Source organism: Sphingobacterium sp. JUb56 (genome assembly GCF_014191365.1).
Lineage (GTDB): Bacteria > Bacteroidota > Bacteroidia > Sphingobacteriales > Sphingobacteriaceae > Sphingobacterium > Sphingobacterium anhuiense.
The window spans coordinates 1904479-1924355 of record NZ_JACHWL010000001.1 but is presented as its reverse complement, the minus strand read 5'-3'; the positions used below and the strand labels follow the sequence as shown (position 1 = coordinate 1924355).

General features: G+C 37.9%; 14 protein-coding genes. 6 read left to right on the top strand and 8 right to left on the bottom strand.

Going from position 1 to position 19877, the window contains the following annotated elements; all coding sequences use genetic code 11:
- Positions 1-8 precede the first annotated feature (8 nt).
- The 3 genes from FHR29_RS08070 to FHR29_RS08060 all read right to left on the bottom strand — a co-directional run bounded on the left by FHR29_RS08070 (position 9) and on the right by FHR29_RS08060 (position 3996).
- Positions 9-1658, bottom strand: coding sequence for an FAD-binding dehydrogenase (locus FHR29_RS08070; protein ID WP_183913664.1), 1650 nt, complete (start codon positions 1656-1658; stop codon positions 9-11).
- A gap of 142 nt (positions 1659-1800) precedes the next feature.
- The gene (locus FHR29_RS08065) at positions 1801-2628 is read right to left on the bottom strand and encodes an aminotransferase class IV (protein WP_183913662.1); all 828 of its coding nucleotides are present in this window, start codon (positions 2626-2628) and stop codon (positions 1801-1803) included.
- Positions 2629-2973: 345 nt separating this feature from the next.
- Entirely contained in the window at positions 2974-3996 is a 1023-nt protein-coding gene (locus FHR29_RS08060) for a hypothetical protein (RefSeq protein WP_183913661.1), read from the bottom strand.
- Positions 3997-4434: 438 nt separating this feature from the next.
- Here FHR29_RS08060 and FHR29_RS08055 point away from each other — a divergent pair, with 438 nt between their 5' ends.
- Positions 4435-5310 (top strand): AraC family transcriptional regulator, encoded by an 876-nt coding sequence (locus FHR29_RS08055; RefSeq protein ID WP_207898399.1) that lies wholly within the window; start codon positions 4435-4437, stop codon positions 5308-5310.
- A gap of 65 nt (positions 5311-5375) precedes the next feature.
- The gene (locus FHR29_RS08050; RefSeq protein ID WP_183913658.1) at positions 5376-6542 is read left to right on the top strand and encodes an iron-containing alcohol dehydrogenase; all 1167 of its coding nucleotides are present in this window, start codon (positions 5376-5378) and stop codon (positions 6540-6542) included.
- A gap of 143 nt (positions 6543-6685) precedes the next feature.
- On the opposite strand, the gene FHR29_RS08045 is transcribed toward FHR29_RS08050, so the two are convergent.
- Both FHR29_RS08045 and FHR29_RS08040 read right to left on the bottom strand, forming a co-directional pair.
- On the bottom strand, positions 6686-7564 hold the full coding sequence (locus FHR29_RS08045; protein WP_183913656.1) for an AraC family transcriptional regulator: 879 nt from the start codon (positions 7562-7564) through the stop codon (positions 6686-6688).
- Between the two features lie 720 nt (positions 7565-8284).
- Positions 8285-8881 (bottom strand): GrpB family protein, encoded by a 597-nt coding sequence (locus FHR29_RS08040; protein ID WP_183913654.1) that lies wholly within the window; start codon positions 8879-8881, stop codon positions 8285-8287.
- A 211-nt stretch (positions 8882-9092) separates the two neighbouring features.
- On the opposite strand from FHR29_RS08040, the gene FHR29_RS08035 reads away from it, so the two are divergent.
- The 4 genes from FHR29_RS08035 (at position 9093) to FHR29_RS08020 (ending at position 17290) form a co-directional block, all read left to right on the top strand.
- Complete coding sequence (locus FHR29_RS08035; protein ID WP_183913653.1) at positions 9093-12341, top strand: TonB-dependent receptor; 3249 nt, start codon at positions 9093-9095, stop codon at positions 12339-12341.
- A 13-nt stretch (positions 12342-12354) separates the two neighbouring features.
- Positions 12355-13875, top strand: a complete 1521-nt coding sequence (locus FHR29_RS08030; RefSeq protein ID WP_183913650.1) for a RagB/SusD family nutrient uptake outer membrane protein — start codon at positions 12355-12357, stop codon at positions 13873-13875.
- A 20-nt stretch (positions 13876-13895) separates the two neighbouring features.
- Complete coding sequence (locus FHR29_RS08025) at positions 13896-15131, top strand: YdcF family protein (protein ID WP_183913648.1); 1236 nt, start codon at positions 13896-13898, stop codon at positions 15129-15131.
- A 98-nt stretch (positions 15132-15229) separates the two neighbouring features.
- Positions 15230-17290 carry a glycoside hydrolase domain-containing protein gene (locus FHR29_RS08020; protein WP_221197825.1) on the top strand — a complete coding sequence of 687 codons (2061 nt, stop codon included), beginning with the start codon at positions 15230-15232 and terminating at the stop codon, positions 17288-17290.
- A gap of 78 nt (positions 17291-17368) precedes the next feature.
- On the opposite strand, the gene FHR29_RS08015 is transcribed toward FHR29_RS08020, so the two are convergent.
- The 3 genes from FHR29_RS08015 to FHR29_RS08005 all read right to left on the bottom strand — a co-directional run bounded on the left by FHR29_RS08015 (position 17369) and on the right by FHR29_RS08005 (position 19635).
- The gene (locus tag FHR29_RS08015; protein WP_183913646.1) at positions 17369-17998 is read right to left on the bottom strand and encodes a hypothetical protein; all 630 of its coding nucleotides are present in this window, start codon (positions 17996-17998) and stop codon (positions 17369-17371) included.
- Between the two features lie 66 nt (positions 17999-18064).
- Positions 18065-18751, bottom strand: coding sequence for a DUF6624 domain-containing protein (locus FHR29_RS08010; RefSeq protein WP_183913644.1), 687 nt, complete (start codon positions 18749-18751; stop codon positions 18065-18067).
- A 71-nt stretch (positions 18752-18822) separates the two neighbouring features.
- Positions 18823-19635, bottom strand: coding sequence for an AraC family transcriptional regulator (locus FHR29_RS08005; protein ID WP_168126382.1), 813 nt, complete (start codon positions 19633-19635; stop codon positions 18823-18825).
- Between the last annotated feature and the right edge of the window lie 242 nt (positions 19636-19877).

The window sequence follows — 19877 nt, the reverse complement described above, 5'->3', positions numbered from 1 at the left end:
CTATCTCTTTATTGTTTTGCTATATATTGACCGGTTTTCATTCCGGTAAAAATACATCCCCCTAGAAAAGTTCCTTCCAGAGCCCTGTAACCGTGCATTCCACCACCTCCAAATCCAGAAGCTTCTCCAACAGCAAATAATCCGGGCATGACATGACCTTCCGCGTCAAGCACTTGACCACTTAGATTGGTTTCAATGCCACCTAGCGTTTTTCGAGTCAGAATATTCAGACGTACAGCGATCAATGGACCATTTTTTGGATCTAGTATTTTATGTGGCTTTGCAGTTCTGGCAAGTTTATCGCCGAGATATTTTCGCGTATGCTGGATGTAGTTGATCTGTATGTCCTTGCTAAATTTATTGTCAAGTTGACGGTCCCGGTCCTGAATCTGTTTTTTTATCGTATTATAGTCGAGCAGTTCGTTTCCTGCTTTCTGATTCATTTTTGTCACCAATTCCTCCAGATTTGTTGCGACAATAAAATCATCGCCATGAGTTTTAAAAGCTTCCACAGGCGCTGTAGCAGCTTTCCCAAAAAGTCTGCTCAGAATGAGTCGATAATCTTTATTGGTCAGGTCTGGATTTTGCTCAGAACCAGAGAGTGCAAATTCTTTTTTAATAATTTTTTGAGTGAGAATAAACCACGAATAATCGTATCCCGTAGCTTGTATAAATTTCAACGTACCGAGCGTATCAAAGCCAGGAAAGAAAGGAGCGGGGAGCCGATTGCCCGTTGCATCGAGCCAAATTGAAGATGGCCCCGGTAGAATACGAATTCCGTGGTTCGACCAGATGGGATTCCAGTTTTTTAGACCTTCAGTATAATGCCACATCCTGTCTTTGTTGATGACGTGTGCGCCAGTCTGTTCCGCGATTTCAATCATCTTGCCATCCACATAATCTGGAACTCCACATACCATATGTTGAGGAGGAGAGCCCAGTCGAATCGGCCAGTTTTTTTTCACAAGTTCCAGATTGGCTCCAATTCCACCCGAAGCGATGACAATGTGTGCTCCACGAAAACAGAACTCACCGATACAATTTCTATTAGTTTTCTCACCCCGTTTTTTATCATCAGCTTGAAGAATATCACCTTCGACACCGACAATAACTCCATTTTCGATCAATAACCGCGACACACGGTGTCGAAATTTGAACGTAAGCAAACCTTTTTCTTGAGCTTCATATGCTTTGTGAACAAAAGGCTTGATCACGCCAGTTCCTGTGCCCCATGTAATGTGGAATCTGGGTACAGAATTGCCATGTTCCGAAGCTGAACCAGCACCACGTTCAGCCCAGCCGACGATCGGAAAAAACTTCATTCCTAATTCCGAAACATAGTTGTATTTTTCTTCTGTTGCAAATTTAACATATTCAGAAGCCCATTTACGAGGCCAGAAATCTTCAGGACGATCAAACGAAGCCGTACCTTCCCAATCCTGATAAGCAAGTTGAAAAGAATCTTTAATCCCCAAAATTCGTTGTTGTGGAGAGTTTACGAAGAAAAGACCTCCAAATGACCAATATGCTTGGCCACCCATATTCGTTTCAGTTTCCTGATCTAAAATAAGCACCTTTTTACCGGCTTTCGTCGCTTCATATGCAGTAACGAGTCCTGATAATCCACTTCCAATGATAATTGTTGCATACTGTTCCATGTCAACATAATTTAGCTTTCTTGAAGTTAAGAAATTTTGAACAGTATGATCTTATTTTTTTAGAACTGTGTCAGTTATTGTGGTATAGCATAGAATTTTATAAATACCAGCGTCGTCCGCTTACCGGATAAATGATGAATTATTAATGACCGTAAACCAATTCCTGTAGCAATTCCTGAAGGCGCTTTGTTAAAGGTCCTGCTGCTGGGCTAAACTCTTTATAACCCAATAAAGCAGTTACAGGAGTAATATTTTTAGTAGTAGAACTAATAAATGCCTCACTTGCCGATGCAATGTCCTCAATGCTAATATTGCGGACTTCAACCACCATGATAGTTTTTGCCAATTCGATAATTTTTTTACGGGTAATACCTTGTAAAACATCTTCACCAGCAGTTAACAATTTGCCATCTTGACTTATTAAAAAGAAGTTAGCACGCGGGCATTCCGATATCAAGCCGTTTTGTATGTAAACCACATCGTCAGCCCCCTGCGATTTAGCTGCCTTAAGTGCCTGTATACCCATCACATAATCGATAGATTTGACGAGACTAAATGGACGGTGATAGTGAAAAGGAAGTAGTTTCAGACCCTTACTTTCCAACACTAAATTTCTTTTTAAAGCTTGTTGACTGATAATTAAATTGGGCTCACCAATACTATACCCATCATTACTATATCCGCCGGTCAATAAAATTTTAATACCAGAATCCGGAATCATATTTGCTTCCATCAAACTTTTTATTTGAGCTTTCAGTTCATCTCTGGAGTAATTTACAGGTAGATCCATCAGCTCAGCAGATTGATAAAATCGATCTAGATTATCTTCTAGGAATACTGGAATACCGTGTACCGTTTTGAAAAAATCAAAAATACCGTAGCCGCGCACAAGAGCAAGATCCGTAATTGATAATTTTGCTTCGTTTTCAGGAATTAATTTTCCGTTGAAGATCACATAGCCCATTTGCATATACTTTTTTATATTGAATGTTTAGCGAACACAAACCTATACAATCCTCCATTGAAAAACAAGTTCTAGCCACGTGTTTAATTTGAACTTTACCCGCAAAGTAACCTGTATTTGGTAAAGAATATCACCTTTAATTTAAGAGATTTAGCGCGAACTATATTGTTCATCATGCGCAATGGTCGTTTTCAAAAAAATCAAACTCATTCTTTTTTATTAATGATTTCAGATAAAATTCACCATTTTCATAACTTTTTACAAGTCCCATTCTATGGTATTCAACGAGTTACAGTTCAGCGTTAAAATAGATGAGCTCGCAGATTATCTTTTAGCCGAGTTTATATATACTTACAGCCCTAGATATGCATTGTAAGCTTCGATAAGCGCTTGTTTTTTTGTTTCGTCTTTTACAAACTTATAGATTGGAATTACACCATCTTTTTTAAAAAAATCAACCAGGGTAGGAGCAGTCTTCGAAATATTATTCCATTCCTGAGAAACAATTTTTTCTCCGGTGTAATTCGTGACATCGATCATCCAAAAATTGGGCGCTAGTTTATTTCCTCCAACCAGTTCAACAGCTAAATTCTGTTTTAATGGAGCGGCTTCTTTCGGTGTTTCTGTCCAAGTAGAAGGGGTGGGCATAAAATATTTATACATCGTTGGTATAAACCACTTTCTTCCATTAGACGCTTGATTATGACGATAGAGGTAATCCATTCGTTGTCCAACATCAATTTTCTTTAAAACATGTGTTCCATAAAGAGCTATTATTTCTTTGGCTGTTTTTGTCTCCAGATCATTTTTAAACGCTGAGGTTAGATACTTAGATTGAAATTCATTGAGATCCATTTCAAAGATTCCAAAAGTAGCATATACTAGTACTTGAGAAACCCCTTCATAATCTATTGATCTAAATGTTGTATCATTCTTAAATGCTGATTTGAAAGTCTCTCTAAAAATATGTTTATATTTAGCAAGCTCCTCGCTGCTAAGCCCCGCTCTTTGCCCCATCGTCTGGATACATGTTTCTTTTTTTCCACTTATTTCTAATTTAGGACCACCGCTTGAACTGAAACTTTGAAAGATCGTTCCACCATCCTTGTCAAATGCTTCAACATCGATTACTTTGTTTCTAGTAGATGCAGGATGCGCATATTTACCCGTAATATCATAACCGTAGCCGAGCATATAATAGTTGTCTGTAAGATCCTTAGTTCTCCAATCTATATGAGCAGTATTAGATAGATCTATACCTGTAAAATAAGGGTTGATTTTTTCTTCGTGAGTGATTAGATTATCTTCCTTTGCTTTATTACATGAAGCAAATAGAAATAAACATAGCGCTATCAAGGGTAATTTATTTATCATGTTATTGATTTGAAATTCAAAGATAAATAACTTCTTTACATTTTATGTTTTTTTTACGAATGATTTAATTAGTTATCGCTACTTGGAAATCGATATTCAGATTTTGATCATGACTTTACGAAATACTAGGGTTAGTTTTTTAACAATTTGATCTATCTTATGCTGCTAAGCACTAATTTTTTACATATCGGTATAAAATAAGACAAAGATTCAACGATAGGGAATTTATGGCAGGATGAATTTAGTAGTATGATTAGTTTTTGACGTAAAGTACTATATACTATTATAAGGTAAAGATGAAATCATCAGATCAGTTGCTACGCTTCCTTTTTTAATTTCGTATCCTTTGAATCGAGGACGTTTTAATTTTTTACGTTTAAGTGTCATTAGTTTTTTTAGATTTACCGCCCCGATGTATCAGAAACAAAGCGAAGGATTTTGAAGAAGTTAAAAATAAAAGATAATCAGCAAAAGAAGGAAGACCAGGATCTGTCTTTTAGAGTGTTTGATTTAACCAAAGAAAATTTGGATCAATATACAATAGCGCATAAGAAGGATCACTTTTGCATCTACGTGATTGAAAATGGGACCATGCAAATGAGTGTAGAAGATAAAATCCATACACTAAAATCAGGTAAGATTGCCGTGATATTTCCAGAGCAGGTGAGTTTAATCGCAAATCAAAGTATAGATCTAAAAGGTAAGATCATCCTATTTGAAGAAATATTATTCTGTTCCGATATTTTGAAAAATGAATTGAGTACATACAATGTTAACCTTTCCACCCAGCTCAATTGCACGATGCTTGCCGCAGCAGATTTTCAGCGGAGTCTCGGGATGATCAATATTATTCAAGATGTTTATCAGAACCCCTCTCTAGTTAAAAAGGAGCAAGCCAGATTTTATATTAAAATTTTACTACTCGGATTAATTGAATCTGTCCATGGTTTACATCCCATAATGTATCAGGAAACTAGCGATAAGCCCATTTATATCAAGTACAAGAAATTGTTGAATATACACTACAAACAACATCGTACAGTTCAGTACTATGCGGCGGAACTGATGATAACGACAAAAAAATTAAATGCCATCACCAAAAAACATTGCGGTGAAACAGCTATTCAAACTATTCATCATCGTATTTTAATGGAAATTAAAAGGCAATTGATGTTTTCCGATCTAGCACACAAAGAGATAGCTTTTGATCTAGGGTTTAATTCGCCATCAGCATTGAACAAGTTTGTGCGCTCCAAATTAAAAGAAACACCTACACAGCTGCAGCAGGAACTGTCGCAAATGTATAACGGATAATCCCATTTGTATAACAGTGGTAATTCCTGCTCATGTACTTTTGTCAAGTACAAAAAAATATAAACATGAGTAAATTATTTATTGCAGGTGAGGTTTTCCATGGTGCTGGAAGTCTTGAAGAGCTGAAAAATATCAAAGGTCAAAAAGCTGTAATCGTAACCGGTGGCAGCTCGATGAAAAAAAGTGGTACTTTGGATAGAGCCATTTCATTTCTTGCAGAAGCAGGGGTAGAAGTAAGTGTTTTCGAGGGCGTTGAAGAAGATCCTTCTTCAACAACTTGTTTAAAGGGAGCAGCGGAGATTCAAGCATTTAAACCCGACTGGATTATCGGATTGGGAGGCTGTTCTGCTATTGATGCCGCTAAGATCATGTGGGTTTTTTACGAATATCCTGATATTGATTTTGATAGTATTATAAAACCTTTTACAGTTCCGGTTTTAAGAAATAAGGCCAAATTCATAGCGATTCCCTCAACAAGCGGTACAGGAACAGAAACAACAGGCCTTGCTGTGATTACAGATCGTGAGAAAGGTGTCAAATATCCGGTTGTTTCTTACGAACTTACACCAGATATTGCTATTGTTGACGGAGAAATCTGCGCGTCTATGCCTGCCCATGTGACAGCAAATACAGGTCTTGATGTATTGACCCACTGTGTTGAAGCTTATGTTTCCAACATTGAAAACAATTATGCTGATGCATTATCAAAAGGCGGTTTAGCGCTTGTATTTGACAATCTTAGCGAAGTTGTCCTTCATCCGGATAACATTACAGCACGTCAAAATATGCATGATGCCTCATTTATGGCCGGTTTGGCTTTCAATAACGCTTGGTTAGGAATTGTACACTCGCTATCACATCAGGTAGGAGCATTATATGGAATACCTCATGGAGCTTCCAATGCGATTTTTCTGCCCAATGTAATCCGTTATAATGCCCAAGAAACTACACGTTATCCAGATTTAGCGAAAATAGTAGGTGAAGAGACAGCAGAAGGATTAGCACAAGCTATTGAACGTTTACGCTCTGAAGTGAATAACAAAGCTTCCATCAAAGATTTTGGTATTTCAAAAGAACTTTGGGAGAAAAATTTGGATTTTATTGCTCAAAATGCACTGGTAGATCCATGTACAGGATTCAATCCACGTGTTCCTTCTTTAGAAGAATTGAAGGCAATTTTTAATGCTTGTTTCGAGGGAGTTGTGTTTTTGGAAGAAGTTGTAAATGCTTAATACGATCAGCATTCTTTACAATGGTTTTGCATACAGGCAGAACCATTGTAAAGAATTTAAAGAACAGGGAGTTTATATAATTCCCTGTTTATTTTCTTAAACGCAGAAGAGATGGAATTTAAGAAGCAGTTTGTAATACGAGTTCATGAAATCGTAGTCACTTCATAAAGAGCATTTTTAAACTCACTGGGAGTTTGGTTTTTAATCGTCTTAAAGACTCTATTGAAATTTGATAAGCTATTGAAACCACAATCGTAAGCAACTCTATGTATTGAAAGTTGATTTTCTACAATTAATTTGCATGCCTGCATGATGCGTACTTCATTGACAAATTGCACAAATGTTTTTTGAGTTTGAGTTTTGAAATAACGGCAGAAAGCATTTTTGCTTAAATTCATTGCTAGAGCGATTTCCTCTAAACTGATTTCTCTCGAATAATTGGTCAGTACATATTGAACTATCTTATCAATTTTTAGAGCGTTGTTAGGAAAGTGAATATTTGAGTAGTCAATGTGACATAAAACATTTTTGTCCGATGCATATTGTAGTTTTTCGATGATTTGCAGAAATATAATTATTCTTTTCAATCCTTGAGCATCCAGAAGCTTGTACAATAATTTTTTGATCTGCTCTTTGCATTTTCCTTCATAGCGTATCCCCCTTTTAGATAGAAGCAAAAATGCCTGTAATTTCTCAGTATCATGAAATGATGATAAGATTTCCACTAAACGGTCCGGATCAAAAAACAAGGCAATAGAATGAGCATGATGTTCCTTGTCCGATTCAAGAACATCAGTATACCATACATGAGGGAGCTCCGTCCCAGTTAAGGTGAGGTCTTCACTTATAAAATAATCGAAATGATCACCAATTAAACGTTTACCTTGGCTCTGCACAATATAAGTCAATTGACATTCTTTATGAAAATGATAATCGGTAGAGAATGCTTGCTGCTGTGTTACCCGTACTGCAAACAAATCTTCCCCCAGCGTTTCCATTACTTTTGCAAAAATTGGTTTCATAACAAGGTTGTATGTTTTTTCAATATAAAAAATAAGAAATCATTACAGCGAAGTTTTTATTGTAACCCACAAGATCGAACAGTTAAAGTTTTCGTAATGCGAATGAGTAAGATACGCGCGACCAAGCATAACGATATTACTACATTTATGTAAGAATTCTCTTATGTGAAAATCATCAAAAAAAATTATCCTTACTACTGCTAATTTGATTTATTCTAATGTTTTTTTGCAATGCACTATAGAATCTCACCACATAGTTTTTAAACCGGGAAATATATTTTTGCACTATTAATATTATTAAAATAAAAAATGATGCCTATCTTAAGACTGTAAACCACAATTACAATTTAATAAACACGGTCAAGAGAAGAAAGGTTATCATTGATCATAATTGTAGGTGTCTTTTTCGACGAAAGATCATTACCTTGACTGGTCTGTTATTTTTTCTAAATGATGTAGAGCGCTATCCTGGTAAACTAAATTGATTGAACAGTCCAAATGATAACATTTTGAATAAATATTCGAACATCATTATTGTAGCTTATATTTTATTAGAAACCGTTAGTATAGTTCTATTTTCTATAGGAGAAATAGGTTTACGAAGTTTTCTGCTATCAACAGCAGTGTGTGCGCTTGGGATATTCGCGCAGATATTAAGCACAAATAAAAAAAGAAAATTAAACGATATTAGACAGTAGAATTGTATTCGATCTACATATGCTATAACTTCATAGCCTTATTTTGCAGTTCTATTTGTGATAAGACTTCTTGATCGAAACCTGACTTTTTCAAAATTTGAAGAATAAAGACTGTTTTTCCTTCTACATAATGATCAATATCATCAGGATACTTTGCCGCTAGTTCGGTTTTTAATCGACCATAGTCTTGTGCTTCATTCAGATTTGCGCGGAGATAATCCCTTAACAATAAATGATTTTTTAAACTTTCACTATTTTCAACACAAACATATAAATGATGTTCATACCAGAGGTAGCCGGAACCATCCATAGGCGTTAATTGGTCATCTCTTTTAAAGGCCTCTCTTCCAGGAATACCCATTTCACCACAATAAGTATAACCTAGTTTTTTAAGTGTACTTTTGATCTCATCAAATTTTTCTTTATTGCTGATGATAATATCAATATCGATAATAGGTTTTGCGGAGAGACCAGGTACAGCGGTACTGCCCACATGCTCAATGTTACATATTAGCGTTTTCAAATAATCTTGGAAAACGGATTTAAGTTTTTCAAATTCAGTAACCCAATCTACAGTATAGGGTACTACTACAACCTTTTTTACTTTCTTATTTCCCATGCCGTGTGTTGGTTTGAATTTCAAAATTAAGGAATAAGTTTAAATTCATGTTATGCACGATCATTAAGACTTGTTTTGTTCTATTGTGGACAGTATGTTTTAAGTGGTACGCACACGATTGTTAATCATTTCATAAGCTTATGGTAATCCCTATTTAACACGCAACGTATAGCTTTGCCGCTAATCAATCTTATTTGTAAAGGCAAAACTCATGTACTTTAAATCATCTAGACTATTGTGGCTGTTATTACCACTTACATGCCATTCACTACCTACAGAAGCAAGCAATTTAAGAATAGCATTGCTGAAAAGTGAACTGAACACTCAACAGCAGCTATCCGGAACCGTGATCGATGAAGCTGGTCAGCCCATTATTGGCGCTACTGTCCGAAATTTGCGCACTCAACAAGATTATCAGACTGATCATAACGGTAGATTCGTGATGGACGGAAAAGTAGGAGATACCATTTCTATCCGGTTCATCGGTTATACCACCACACAACAGACCATTACTGCTCAAAGTGGTTTTCAGATTAAGATGGTTTCAGAAGGGCAACAGCTCGAAGAAGTGATGGTATCCATTGGATACCAGAAAGTTCGCAAATCCGATGTAACAGGAGCTATTGCCAGTGTAAAAGCAGATGAGCTCAACCTGACATCACCAAAACTGTCGCAAGCTTTAGTCGGCAAAATAGCTGGTGTACAAGTCATGCAAACCAGCGGTGCACCCTATGAGGGAACCAAAATTAAGGTACGCGGAATAGGATCTATCAATGCAGGTTCAGATCCTTTGTACGTTATTGATGGATATCCTTCAGGCAATAACTTAAATATCAATCCCAATGATATTGAGACCATCGATATCCTCAAAGATGCCGCTTCTGCCGCGATCTATGGTTCTAGAGCTGCAGGAGGTGTGGTTCTTATTACCACCAAACGTGGTAAAGAGGGACGTAGTAATATAGATTACGAAGTATTAGGCGGTTTCGGACAATTATCAAAAAAGATAGATCTACTAAATGCGGCCGAATTTATTGATTTATTGATCGATGGAAGAAATAATGCCTACAAAGACCTGGTCACTGGTAGAGGATTGACTTGGAATGATAATATGCGCTTAGACAGCAATGCCGACCGCGTCGCCCGTGTAAGCAATGCCGGTTCTGTTTCTATTCCAGAAGAGTATTACGATTTTTCGACAGGACTTGCTAAGAAAGCAAAGTATGATACCGATTGGCAGGATGCGCTTTATCGCAATGCACCTTTTCAAAGACACAACTTATCCGCATACGGAGGAAATGACAAAAATAGATACTTTTTAAGTACATCATATCAAGATCAAGACGGTATTATGTTGGGTACTGGACAACAGGTTTTTAATTTTAGAGCCAATGTCGATGCCAAGGTCAGCAAGCGGCTCACTGTAGGTACCAATGTATCTTTCACGTATAATGATAACGATGAGGTCACCACAGGCCGCTATGACAGCAGCCCTTCCATGGCCGCATTGATCTATTTACCCACGCTACCGGTTTATAATGAGGATAGTAGCTATGCCAAATTTTTAATGGCTGATCTTTCGGCCAATAACTATGGTGTCCAGAATCCGGAAAACCCGTTGGCTTACGTCACTGAGATCAAAAATAATAGACGCGGGAAGCGTGGACTTTACAATGCTTTTGCAGATTTCTCCATTATAGATGGTCTTAACCTAAAAGTGAACGGTGGATTATCAACTTACGACGAGAAACACGATTATTATCGACCGACAAGTATCTCAAATGGTAATAACGCACCCTTTTCAAATTCTGCAAAAGCAGCAGCTTATGCCGATGCCACTACCCGAAGTGAGATCGATAAGCTCATCGAAACGACCTTAAATTATAGTAAGACATTTGCAGAAAACCATCAAGTGACTGCTCTTTTAGGTTACTCAGCCCAAAGGACAGATATTGACTATATGTCTGTTCGCGCCAACGGATTTCAGAATGATGCAATCGATGAGATTAGCAATAAAGGAGCAGATCCGTCAAATTTTCAGTTGCGTGACGCTTACAAAAGGATAACAACAATGCAGTCGTACTTTAGCCGGGTCAATTACAGCTATGACTCCAGATACTTTCTATCCGCGTCATTCCGTACCGACGGTTCATCCCGGTTTGGACCCAAAACTAAATGGGGAACATTTCCTTCCGTATCTGCGGGCTGGACAATTTCCAAAGAAGATTTTTATGATGCTTGGTTAGGAGCGGGATCGATGATGAAACTGAGGGCAAGCTGGGGGAAAAGTGGAAACAACAATATTGGCGATTATAATGCCATCACTACATACAATTCACCCACAGGTGTGATCATTGGTGATAAAGTGGAAACCTCATTAGCGCCAGGAGATATACGTGACCCGAAATTAGGTTGGGAAACCACCTCACAATACAATGCTGGTTTGGATTTGGGACTTCTCCGGGGTCGCTTGAATATCATGACCAATATTTATTTGAGTCGTTCGTCCGATATGCTATTCAATCAGCCGATCACCGCAGTATCGGGAGCGACGACCATATTGACCAATCTGCCTAATAGTAAAGTCGAAAATAAAGGGTTTGACCTTCAGATCGATGCTACCTTGATCCGTAAAAAGGACTTTGATTTAGGTATCAGTGGTAACATCAATGTCAACCGAAATAAAGTACTTGATCTTGGTGGAGGTTCTACCATTATGACCAATGGGGCAGAGCGCTCATACATCACACATATTACCCAAGAAGGCAGTCCAATCGGCATGTTCTACGGATTCAAAGTGTTGGGAGTAGCTACCGAAGAGAACTATAAAAGTGTTGCCCCATCTGCAGGTTCAACAAATCCATTGCAACCGGGTGATCTTTATTTTGAGGATGTAGATGGTAATGGTATTGTAAACGATGAAGACAAACGTATTATCGGTAGTCCACATCCCGATTTTACATATGGATTTGCGATCAGTACACGGTATAAAAACTTTGACTTAAGAGCTTCGTTCAATGGATCCCAAGGCAACAAAGTTTTGGATGGCTACGATTATTACCTGTATAATATGGAAGGGTCAGGCAATCAATATGCAGATGTTGCACAGCGCTATAGATCAGCTTCAAATCCAGGTAATGGTGAAGTATATCGTGCCTCACGTGGTGGAACCCAAAGTAATAGTACACGTCTGTCAACATTTTACCTACAAGATGGTTCATTCCTTAGAATGACAAATATCATCCTGGGTTACAGTTTTCCAAGTGCAACTGCAAACAAGTTATCCCTTTCGGGCATTCGGATATCCGCGAGTGTCGACAATCCATTTACCATCAGTAAATACAAAGGTTACAACCCCGAACCCGATTACAATCAACGCGGCAATCTGACTCCAGGTGTTGATTACGGTCTGTACCCATTGGTACGTTCATTCAATCTCGGATTAAAAGTTACATTTTAAAAAATCGACTATCATGAAAAAAAGATATTTACTACCCTTTGTTCTTCTCGCATTATCCTCTTGCAATAAAGATTTCCTAAATCAGGAAAGCCCCAATACGGTTTCTGTCGGCACATATTTTAAGTCAGAAAACGATGTATTGTTAGCTGTTAACGGTTTGTACCAAGCATTGCGATCCGGAAGCACCATTGGCGAGTCCAGTGCACTTTACAGCGAAGAGCGTTCGGATAATACCGGACGCGATGATAACCAGTCCAATGCAGGAGAACCCTTCCAGTTTAATGATTTCTCCATATTACCCAGTAACTCCTATATCAAAACACATTGGTCAGCGATGTACGATGGAATTGCACGCTGCAATACACTTTTGTCCAATATAGACCGTGTAACATTTGCAGACAATGCAGTGAAAGAACGTTACATTGCCGAGACCAAGTTTGTGAGAGGACTTTTATATTTTCATATGGTACGTAAATTCGGTGATATTCCGTTGTCAACGGTCGAGATCACGACTAAAGAGCAAGCGGCCGAAATTGCCTATAGACAAAAAGAAGCTACTGTTTATCAGCAGATCGTAACAGATCTAACTGATGCTCTGAACAGCAACCTGCCCAATGTGCAGTGGCAGTATGCTGTAGGGCGAACTTCCAAGGCAGCCATCAATGCTATTTTAGGACAGGTTTATCTGACTATGGGAGCAACCTTGGCAGGCGATAAACAAACTAATTTTCAAAAAGCAGAGCAATATCTGACAGCATCATACGGCATGCGTACATTTGGCAAGCTTACGGAGATTCCTTATACGGAAGTCTTCGATGTTAGCAAAAAAAGTACCTGTAAAGAATTGGTAATGCAGATTCAGTATCTGCAAGGTGACCAAAACTACAGTTCAAGTATCGCACGCAATAATCAGGCGAGAGGAGAAAACATCAATTCGAAATTTATATCAACAGGTATCGGAGGCAATGTTAAGCATGATCTTGTAAAAGATTATGAAGATCAAGATCTGCGCAAGATTTTTTCTATCAAATTTGCCGAACATGCACAAGTTAAAGATTGGTTTATCACCAAATTTAGAGATAACAGTGAAGGTGCAGGAACCGAAGGAAGAGGAGGAAATGATTGGATACTGATCCGTTATGCCGACGTAATGTTGCTCCTTGCAGAAGCGAAGATGAATTTGGGTAAAGATGCAGAAGCTATTGCTTTGCTCGACGAGGTTAGGCTTCGAGCAGGCTTACCATCATATGCAGTTTCAAGGACTAATGCCAGTTACGCAGCCAAATACCCGACATTGAAAGAGGCTATTTTGCATGAACGCCGTGTAGAACTTGCCTTTGAAAATCACAGATGGTTTGATCTCATCCGTAATTATGATGCAAATGCACTGGTCGAATATTTTAAAAAGAAGAGTCAGGCCGACTATGGTAATGCCAAGTTATCCAATATTTCGATTAAAGATCGCTACTATCCGATACCATTTGACGAGTATAAGCTAAATCCTGAAAAGATGTATCAAAATACAGGATACTAAATTAGTGACAAACTACTCTTATGATCAATACGATAAAAATATGGCTTCTGGTCCTAGTTACATGCCTTTCGAATGTAACCTGGGGCCAGGAGTTTCATAGCGATAGAAGCCCACAAGATTGGGTGATCGCCAAAAACTATTATGCCTCTTTTATTCTAAGTCAAGATAGCGTACTGACTGGACAATTATTGTCTCTGCCTGAAGTTCAAAATCTACTAAAAAAACGGCATAGCCGCTACCTCAACAATACTAAATGTGCAGACGTAGCATGCTTTGTGGATGCCTTCAAATGGAAACAACAGGAGATTGATCTTTTAGTGAACATTTTTGTTGCTAACACCAAAAGCCAGAAAGGGCAATCCTTCCGCAATCGGCTGATGGATTCACAGACCTATGGGCTTTCACATGGAAAGAAAGCCGATGAATACCTTGCTCGCGCATTGCGACAGGATCTTGAAGCAATGAACTATGTGATCGATGTTTATGCCGGAGCTAAGAAACCTAATTATCCGCGTATAGATTCTATTTCTTTTAATATTACCAGTAAATCATATCTACACTTGCTCAAAGATGTGGCACAGGACGTTCTCAAAGATGTACAGCAACCTAAGTTAGCATTCTACGAATCACTTTGGACAGCTGTTAGGCTATTGGAAGTTAACGAAAGATGGGACGCGGCACAATTGGAACCTTTGATGCAGTTGGAGAATAAGAAAGCATACGAAGCGATCCGAAGAACAGATTTTGACCGCTATCCTTATAGCCTGTTATTGACTTTAGGAGCAGGACCAGATCAATACGGTCAACCAATCAGTCCCGGCGGGATGTTGCGTTCCAGAATGGCAGCTCGCAGTTATTTCGATGGATTAGCTCCCTTTATTATAGTTTCAGGCGGACGTGTACATCCCTATAAGACCCCCTACATCGAAGCGCTGGAGATGAAAAAATACCTGATGCAGGTACTCGGTGTGCCCGAAGAAGCAATTTTGATTGATCCACATGCACGCCATACCACCACTAACCTGCGTAATACTGCCCGTATCCTGTTGACTTATGGATTTCCGAAAGATAAATTTGCAATCGTTAATAGCAGTGTACCACATATCGATGCTGTTCAAAATATGACCGATCGCTGCATGCGGGAATTAGGGTATGTGCCGTATGAGCTTGGAAAACGCATCAGTGATGTCATTATGGAGTTTAAACCGCGTATAGAATCTCTAACCATAGATCCGGATGAACCGTTAGATCCTTAGCTGTTTCTGATTCTTTCTTCAATTTTTATATATTTCCATTACTAACCCCATAATTATAGTAATTTACAGGTCTCTTTTTGAGACCTGTGAACAGCGTTATGAAAAAATACTTGAGACAATTATCGACCAGCTTTTTAATGTCATTCATTTCCTTTTTAGCACTTCACGCTCAGACAAAGACTGAATTGACAAATGTATTTCTTGGATCTTCTGGAGATCACGGACAGCTATCTCCGGCCGCATCTTCACCTTTCCATCAGATGAGTATCGCTCCTCAAACCTATCCCACGTTGCATATGGGGTATGAGCACCTCGCTAAAGAAATATTGGGATTTACCCACAATAGATTTGAAGGTGTGGGTTGTAAGGGGAGCGGAGGTCTCATTTTGATAAAGCCATTTCTAGGACTTCAGGATGATGGCAAACCTCTGATTAAAGAGCAGGAAAAGGCAGGACCGGGATATTATGACATTGCATTAAAGGGTCGTATAAAAGCACAATTTGCAGTGCATGAAAACTTTGGAATTCATCAATATACTTTTCCCGAAGGAGAAAAAGGACTGACATTAGATCTTGCACATGCATTCAATGGTGCATTTGTATCCAATAGCTATACCATTGATAAGAATGGTATCATCAAAGGAACTGTCAGATCAAAAACAACCTGTGGTGTAGGTATTTACAGCGTGCATTATGCAATCTCCGCCACATCCAGCAACCTTTGGATAGGAAGGGATAATCACCTGACTCTTCATTTGGACAAACAGGTAAAAAAAACAACATTACGGATCGCTTTTTCTGCTGTAAGTCCAAATTATGCTGAGGCCACTTTAAACATTAATAGCAATAAAACTTATGATCAGGTAAAAACTGCTTCCGATAATCGCTGGGAAAGCTATCTGATGGGTATTATAGTTAAAGGAGATCCTGATCGCGAGAAGCTTTTCTATTCCTTGCTTTATCGTACCCTTCAGTCACCCTATCAGATCAATGAATCAGACGGTAACTATAGAGGCACAGATGGACAAGTCCACCAGTCCAAAGGCAGACGTTATCATGGATGGGCTATCTGGGACAATTACAAAACACAGCTACCTCTATTAGAACTACTCTATCCACAGCAATATCAGAATATTGTTTCTTCGGTTTCAGATCTTTATCGTTATGGAAAATTTGATTTTGCAGGACCAAATGAACCTGCGAATTCCGTTCGGACAGAACATGCTGCGGTAGTGTTGCTAGATGCCAGTAAAAAGGGATATGATATACATTTAGCCACAATCCGTGACTCTTTGGTGCACGACACGCTGCGTTTTGATTTTTCAAAACCAGATAAATATTTAGAAGCTGCTTATGATATGTGGGCTATGGCAGGTCTTTTCCAGGCAGAACGTAAGCATTACCTGGACCGAGCAAACAGTTACAGAACAGTTTGGTTAAAAGAATTCAAGGATCTTAATCGTCCGGATGTAGACCGTATGTCAGCAAGAAATATGTATCAAGGTACAATCCGTCAATACCGCTGGAATGTACCCTTTGATATGCAGGGATTAGTAGACCTGGCAGGAGGTAAAGAAACATTCACTGCGCAATTGGATGATTTTTTTGATCATCATTATTTTAATCGTGCCAACGAACCCGATATACAGTCACCCATATCCTATTATGGCAGCAGTAAGCCATCACGCTATCAATCATTGATACGGGAGCTGGCGCTGGATACGGTAATACAATATTACTTTAATGACAATAGCCGTGGTATAGATCCCTTCATAGACCGAATCTACAAGAACCAACCTAAAGCATTTGTACGTACCATGGATGACGATGCCGGCGCCATGTCAGGTTGGTTTATATTGACGGCACTGGGCCTACATCAGCCTTTGATCGGACAGCCTATTTATTATGTCAGCGTCCCTTTATTTCCAGAGATCGTTGTACAGCGTGGAGAGCAGAAACTTAAGATTAAGGTGCTCAACTACAGTGATAAAAATAGCTATGTCAAACGGATTTTGCTAAATGGTAAAGATATCAACAGAATTTGGATACATCATGAAGAACTTGATAAAGGTGGATTACTGGAGATAGAAGCAAGCGCCGAACCTTCTACTTATGGTACAGCCAATATCTGGGTTTCAGATTTGAAACAGCGAGATTAAGAGCTGATAAACTTATTAATAAACACTCGTTTGGGATCACCAAACGGGTGTTTTATGAGTTTGGAGGATGGTTGTAAATTAATCATTGGAATCTAAGTAGATTCTTTTATACGTATTCGTACCAATATCCTGATTTCCTGCAAAAGGAAAAAACACGAGAAAACCACCTGCTATGGTTTCACTTGGTACGATTAAGTCACCATTTTTAGCTATGGCGAAGCAGGATGTTGTCGAGATAAATCTATTTAATAAAATGTAAATGTCCACATCTGTCTTTCGAAGCGAGATAAAGTTTTGTGGTTCCGATTTGATTTTTATTGTTTTTTTCCGCAAAACATTACCCCCAGTATCAATCAATTTAAAATGAATTTTATTTTTGCTAATTAATTCCAATGAAGTTTTGTAAAGAAATTGGAGGCTATCCCGTTTATAATAACCCGGCTCAATGAAATTCCAGAAACAGTCAACATTTTCCTTTGAACTCTTTTCCAGAATGGGATTTATTCGGTTCCCTATTTTCAGTGGAAAATTATCAAAGGTGTAGACCTCTTGGGATATTATTTTAGAAACAGTGTAGTCATCGGCAGTTTTTGCTAAATATTTCGGAGATATTGAACTGCAGGAACTGTATAACAGGACAAATAGTACTGAAAGTAATCCAACAAAAATGCGATATTCTTTTTTTGCATAAGCTTTAGTTCTTCTCATAATCAGTTAACAATTAGTGTTTAATCATTCGTTAAAAGAAACTCATGTTAACAGTTAAAGATACGTTTACTTATTTTTAATAACATCATTTATTTGCTTTTGTGTATATGCTTTATAAACCACCCCGAGTCTTTGTGCATTTTCTTCTACTGTAGAATCAAAACCAGCTTTTTTGCGTCTCTTATTTACGTTTTTAGCATCTTTAATAGGCATTACATATTCAAATGGCTCTTTTTTACCCGTTTTTGGATTATTCACCATTTGCATATATACTTGGGTACCGTATATCTGTTCTTTTCCTTCGCTAGTAAGTTTTCTGTCCAGCATCATAGCAACATACCGAAAAGGTAATTCTTTATTCTTTCCTGCATTTTCAATTAATTTATAATACTTTGAGATTTTATCTGAATGCTGTACCACATAAAAAACAGCTGTATTTTCAGGTTCACCAACTAATGTTTTACCTGGGTAACCATATTTTTCAATGATATGCTCGACCTTTTCAATATTTATTGAATCAATTTTTTGCATAATTTTCCAGTTACTTTTATCGAGTAAAGCTCTCGGGTAATTGAGGAATTGCGCAATGGTATCTTTCCTTTCATCCGTAACCTGCGGATCTAAAAATTCCCTTATACCCTGATCTGTTCTTAGAATGGTATCCAATTGTTTCTTTAATTCCAGATTTAATGGCTTTTGAGCATAACAGCTTATGCTAATGAGTGCTAATACTGATAGGAATACTTCTTTCATAATTACAACTTATTTTACTTATCAAAAATACATGATAGGAAAAAACTAAAAAGGTATAAATCGGACAACTTTCACATCAGTTTAAAGACTGAACTCCCATTTCCAGGCAGGAAAGTGCCTTTTTTAAAGGATCTCAATGCACAACCCGTAAATTGTACAAATTCTTTTCTGAAATGCGATGAATCGTAATAGTCTTCAGTAATTAAAAATCTATGATATGCGTTTGTATTTTTCGAGTATTGAGCATCAAGTGCATTTCTAAATCTAATTATTTTTTTAAAGAGGGAAGGATTGCAACCAACATACTTTTTAAAGTACCGTAGGAAATTTCGTTCAGACATACAGGCGGTTGCTGCCAGCTCTTTCACGGTCAATTTATTGACTTCAGAAGTGCTGTTATTAATTCTTTCTAATGGATCCCCTTTGTGTACGCTTAAATTCAATAAAAGAAATTCTTCGAGGCTTTCAATTCTCTTTTCTAAAGGAATTGCGAAGAGTTGTGAAGCAAATTTAGACCATTTGGATTCGCTCAGTAATTGATGTGACTGAGCTGCTATTTCTACAAATGGCAGCTCAAAAAAATAGTTGATACCGCAGGGTGTAAAATTAATTCCTATTTCGTCTACAGGATCATTAAACGTGATTAGTGTCGGTTGTGTTAATCTACCCAATACAATAATTTCAGGTCCATGGGTTTCATCTCTTATGAAGGTAACTTTGTTGGGCTGTATGGATATCGAGGTCTGATTAAATAGGGCTAGACATGTGCCCAAATTTGGAAACGCTGTATACCTTAAAGGAAAGGTCTCTCCATGGTGTGACACTGTAAAACAGGTAATATATTTTTTTAGTTGATCGGAAAATGGTATAATATTGGTAAACATAATAGTATATCTAAAAAAATTATAAAAGGAGATATATCTTAAAGATAATAAGATTATCGCGCACTTGCACCTATAAGAAGCACATTTCCAAAAGTTATCTCCCGTATGATCTTTAGTTTTTTCTTATGCCTCACTATCCTGTCTAACTGGTTATTTCTATCATTACAATCAATCTATGACCACGAAGATGGATAATAATACCAATTCCATCATTACTCAGCAACATGGAATTGATAAAAAAA

What these genes read in the sequence shown, in the direction of transcription:
- FHR29_RS08070 (WP_183913664.1), bottom strand. Translation starts at nt 1,658, where the DNA reads ATGGAACAGTATGCAACAATTATCATTGGAAGTGGATTATCAGGACTC.
- FHR29_RS08065 (WP_183913662.1), bottom strand. Translation starts at nt 2,628, where the DNA reads ATGCAAATGGGCTATGTGATCTTCAACGGAAAATTAATTCCTGAAAAC.
- FHR29_RS08060 (WP_183913661.1), bottom strand. Translation starts at nt 3,996, where the DNA reads ATGATAAATAAATTACCCTTGATAGCGCTATGTTTATTTCTATTTGCT.
- FHR29_RS08050 (WP_183913658.1), top strand. Translation starts at nt 5,376, where the DNA reads ATGAGTAAATTATTTATTGCAGGTGAGGTTTTCCATGGTGCTGGAAGT.
- FHR29_RS08045 (WP_183913656.1), bottom strand. Translation starts at nt 7,564, where the DNA reads ATGAAACCAATTTTTGCAAAAGTAATGGAAACGCTGGGGGAAGATTTG.
- FHR29_RS08040 (WP_183913654.1), bottom strand. Translation starts at nt 8,881, where the DNA reads ATGGGAAATAAGAAAGTAAAAAAGGTTGTAGTAGTACCCTATACTGTA.
- FHR29_RS08035 (WP_183913653.1), top strand. Translation starts at nt 9,093, where the DNA reads ATGTACTTTAAATCATCTAGACTATTGTGGCTGTTATTACCACTTACA.
- FHR29_RS08030 (WP_183913650.1), top strand. Translation starts at nt 12,355, where the DNA reads ATGAAAAAAAGATATTTACTACCCTTTGTTCTTCTCGCATTATCCTCT.
- FHR29_RS08025 (WP_183913648.1), top strand. Translation starts at nt 13,896, where the DNA reads ATGATCAATACGATAAAAATATGGCTTCTGGTCCTAGTTACATGCCTT.
- FHR29_RS08020 (WP_221197825.1), top strand. Translation starts at nt 15,230, where the DNA reads ATGAAAAAATACTTGAGACAATTATCGACCAGCTTTTTAATGTCATTC.
- FHR29_RS08015 (WP_183913646.1), bottom strand. Translation starts at nt 17,998, where the DNA reads ATGAGAAGAACTAAAGCTTATGCAAAAAAAGAATATCGCATTTTTGTT.
- FHR29_RS08010 (WP_183913644.1), bottom strand. Translation starts at nt 18,751, where the DNA reads ATGAAAGAAGTATTCCTATCAGTATTAGCACTCATTAGCATAAGCTGT.
- FHR29_RS08005 (WP_168126382.1), bottom strand. Translation starts at nt 19,635, where the DNA reads ATGTTTACCAATATTATACCATTTTCCGATCAACTAAAAAAATATATT.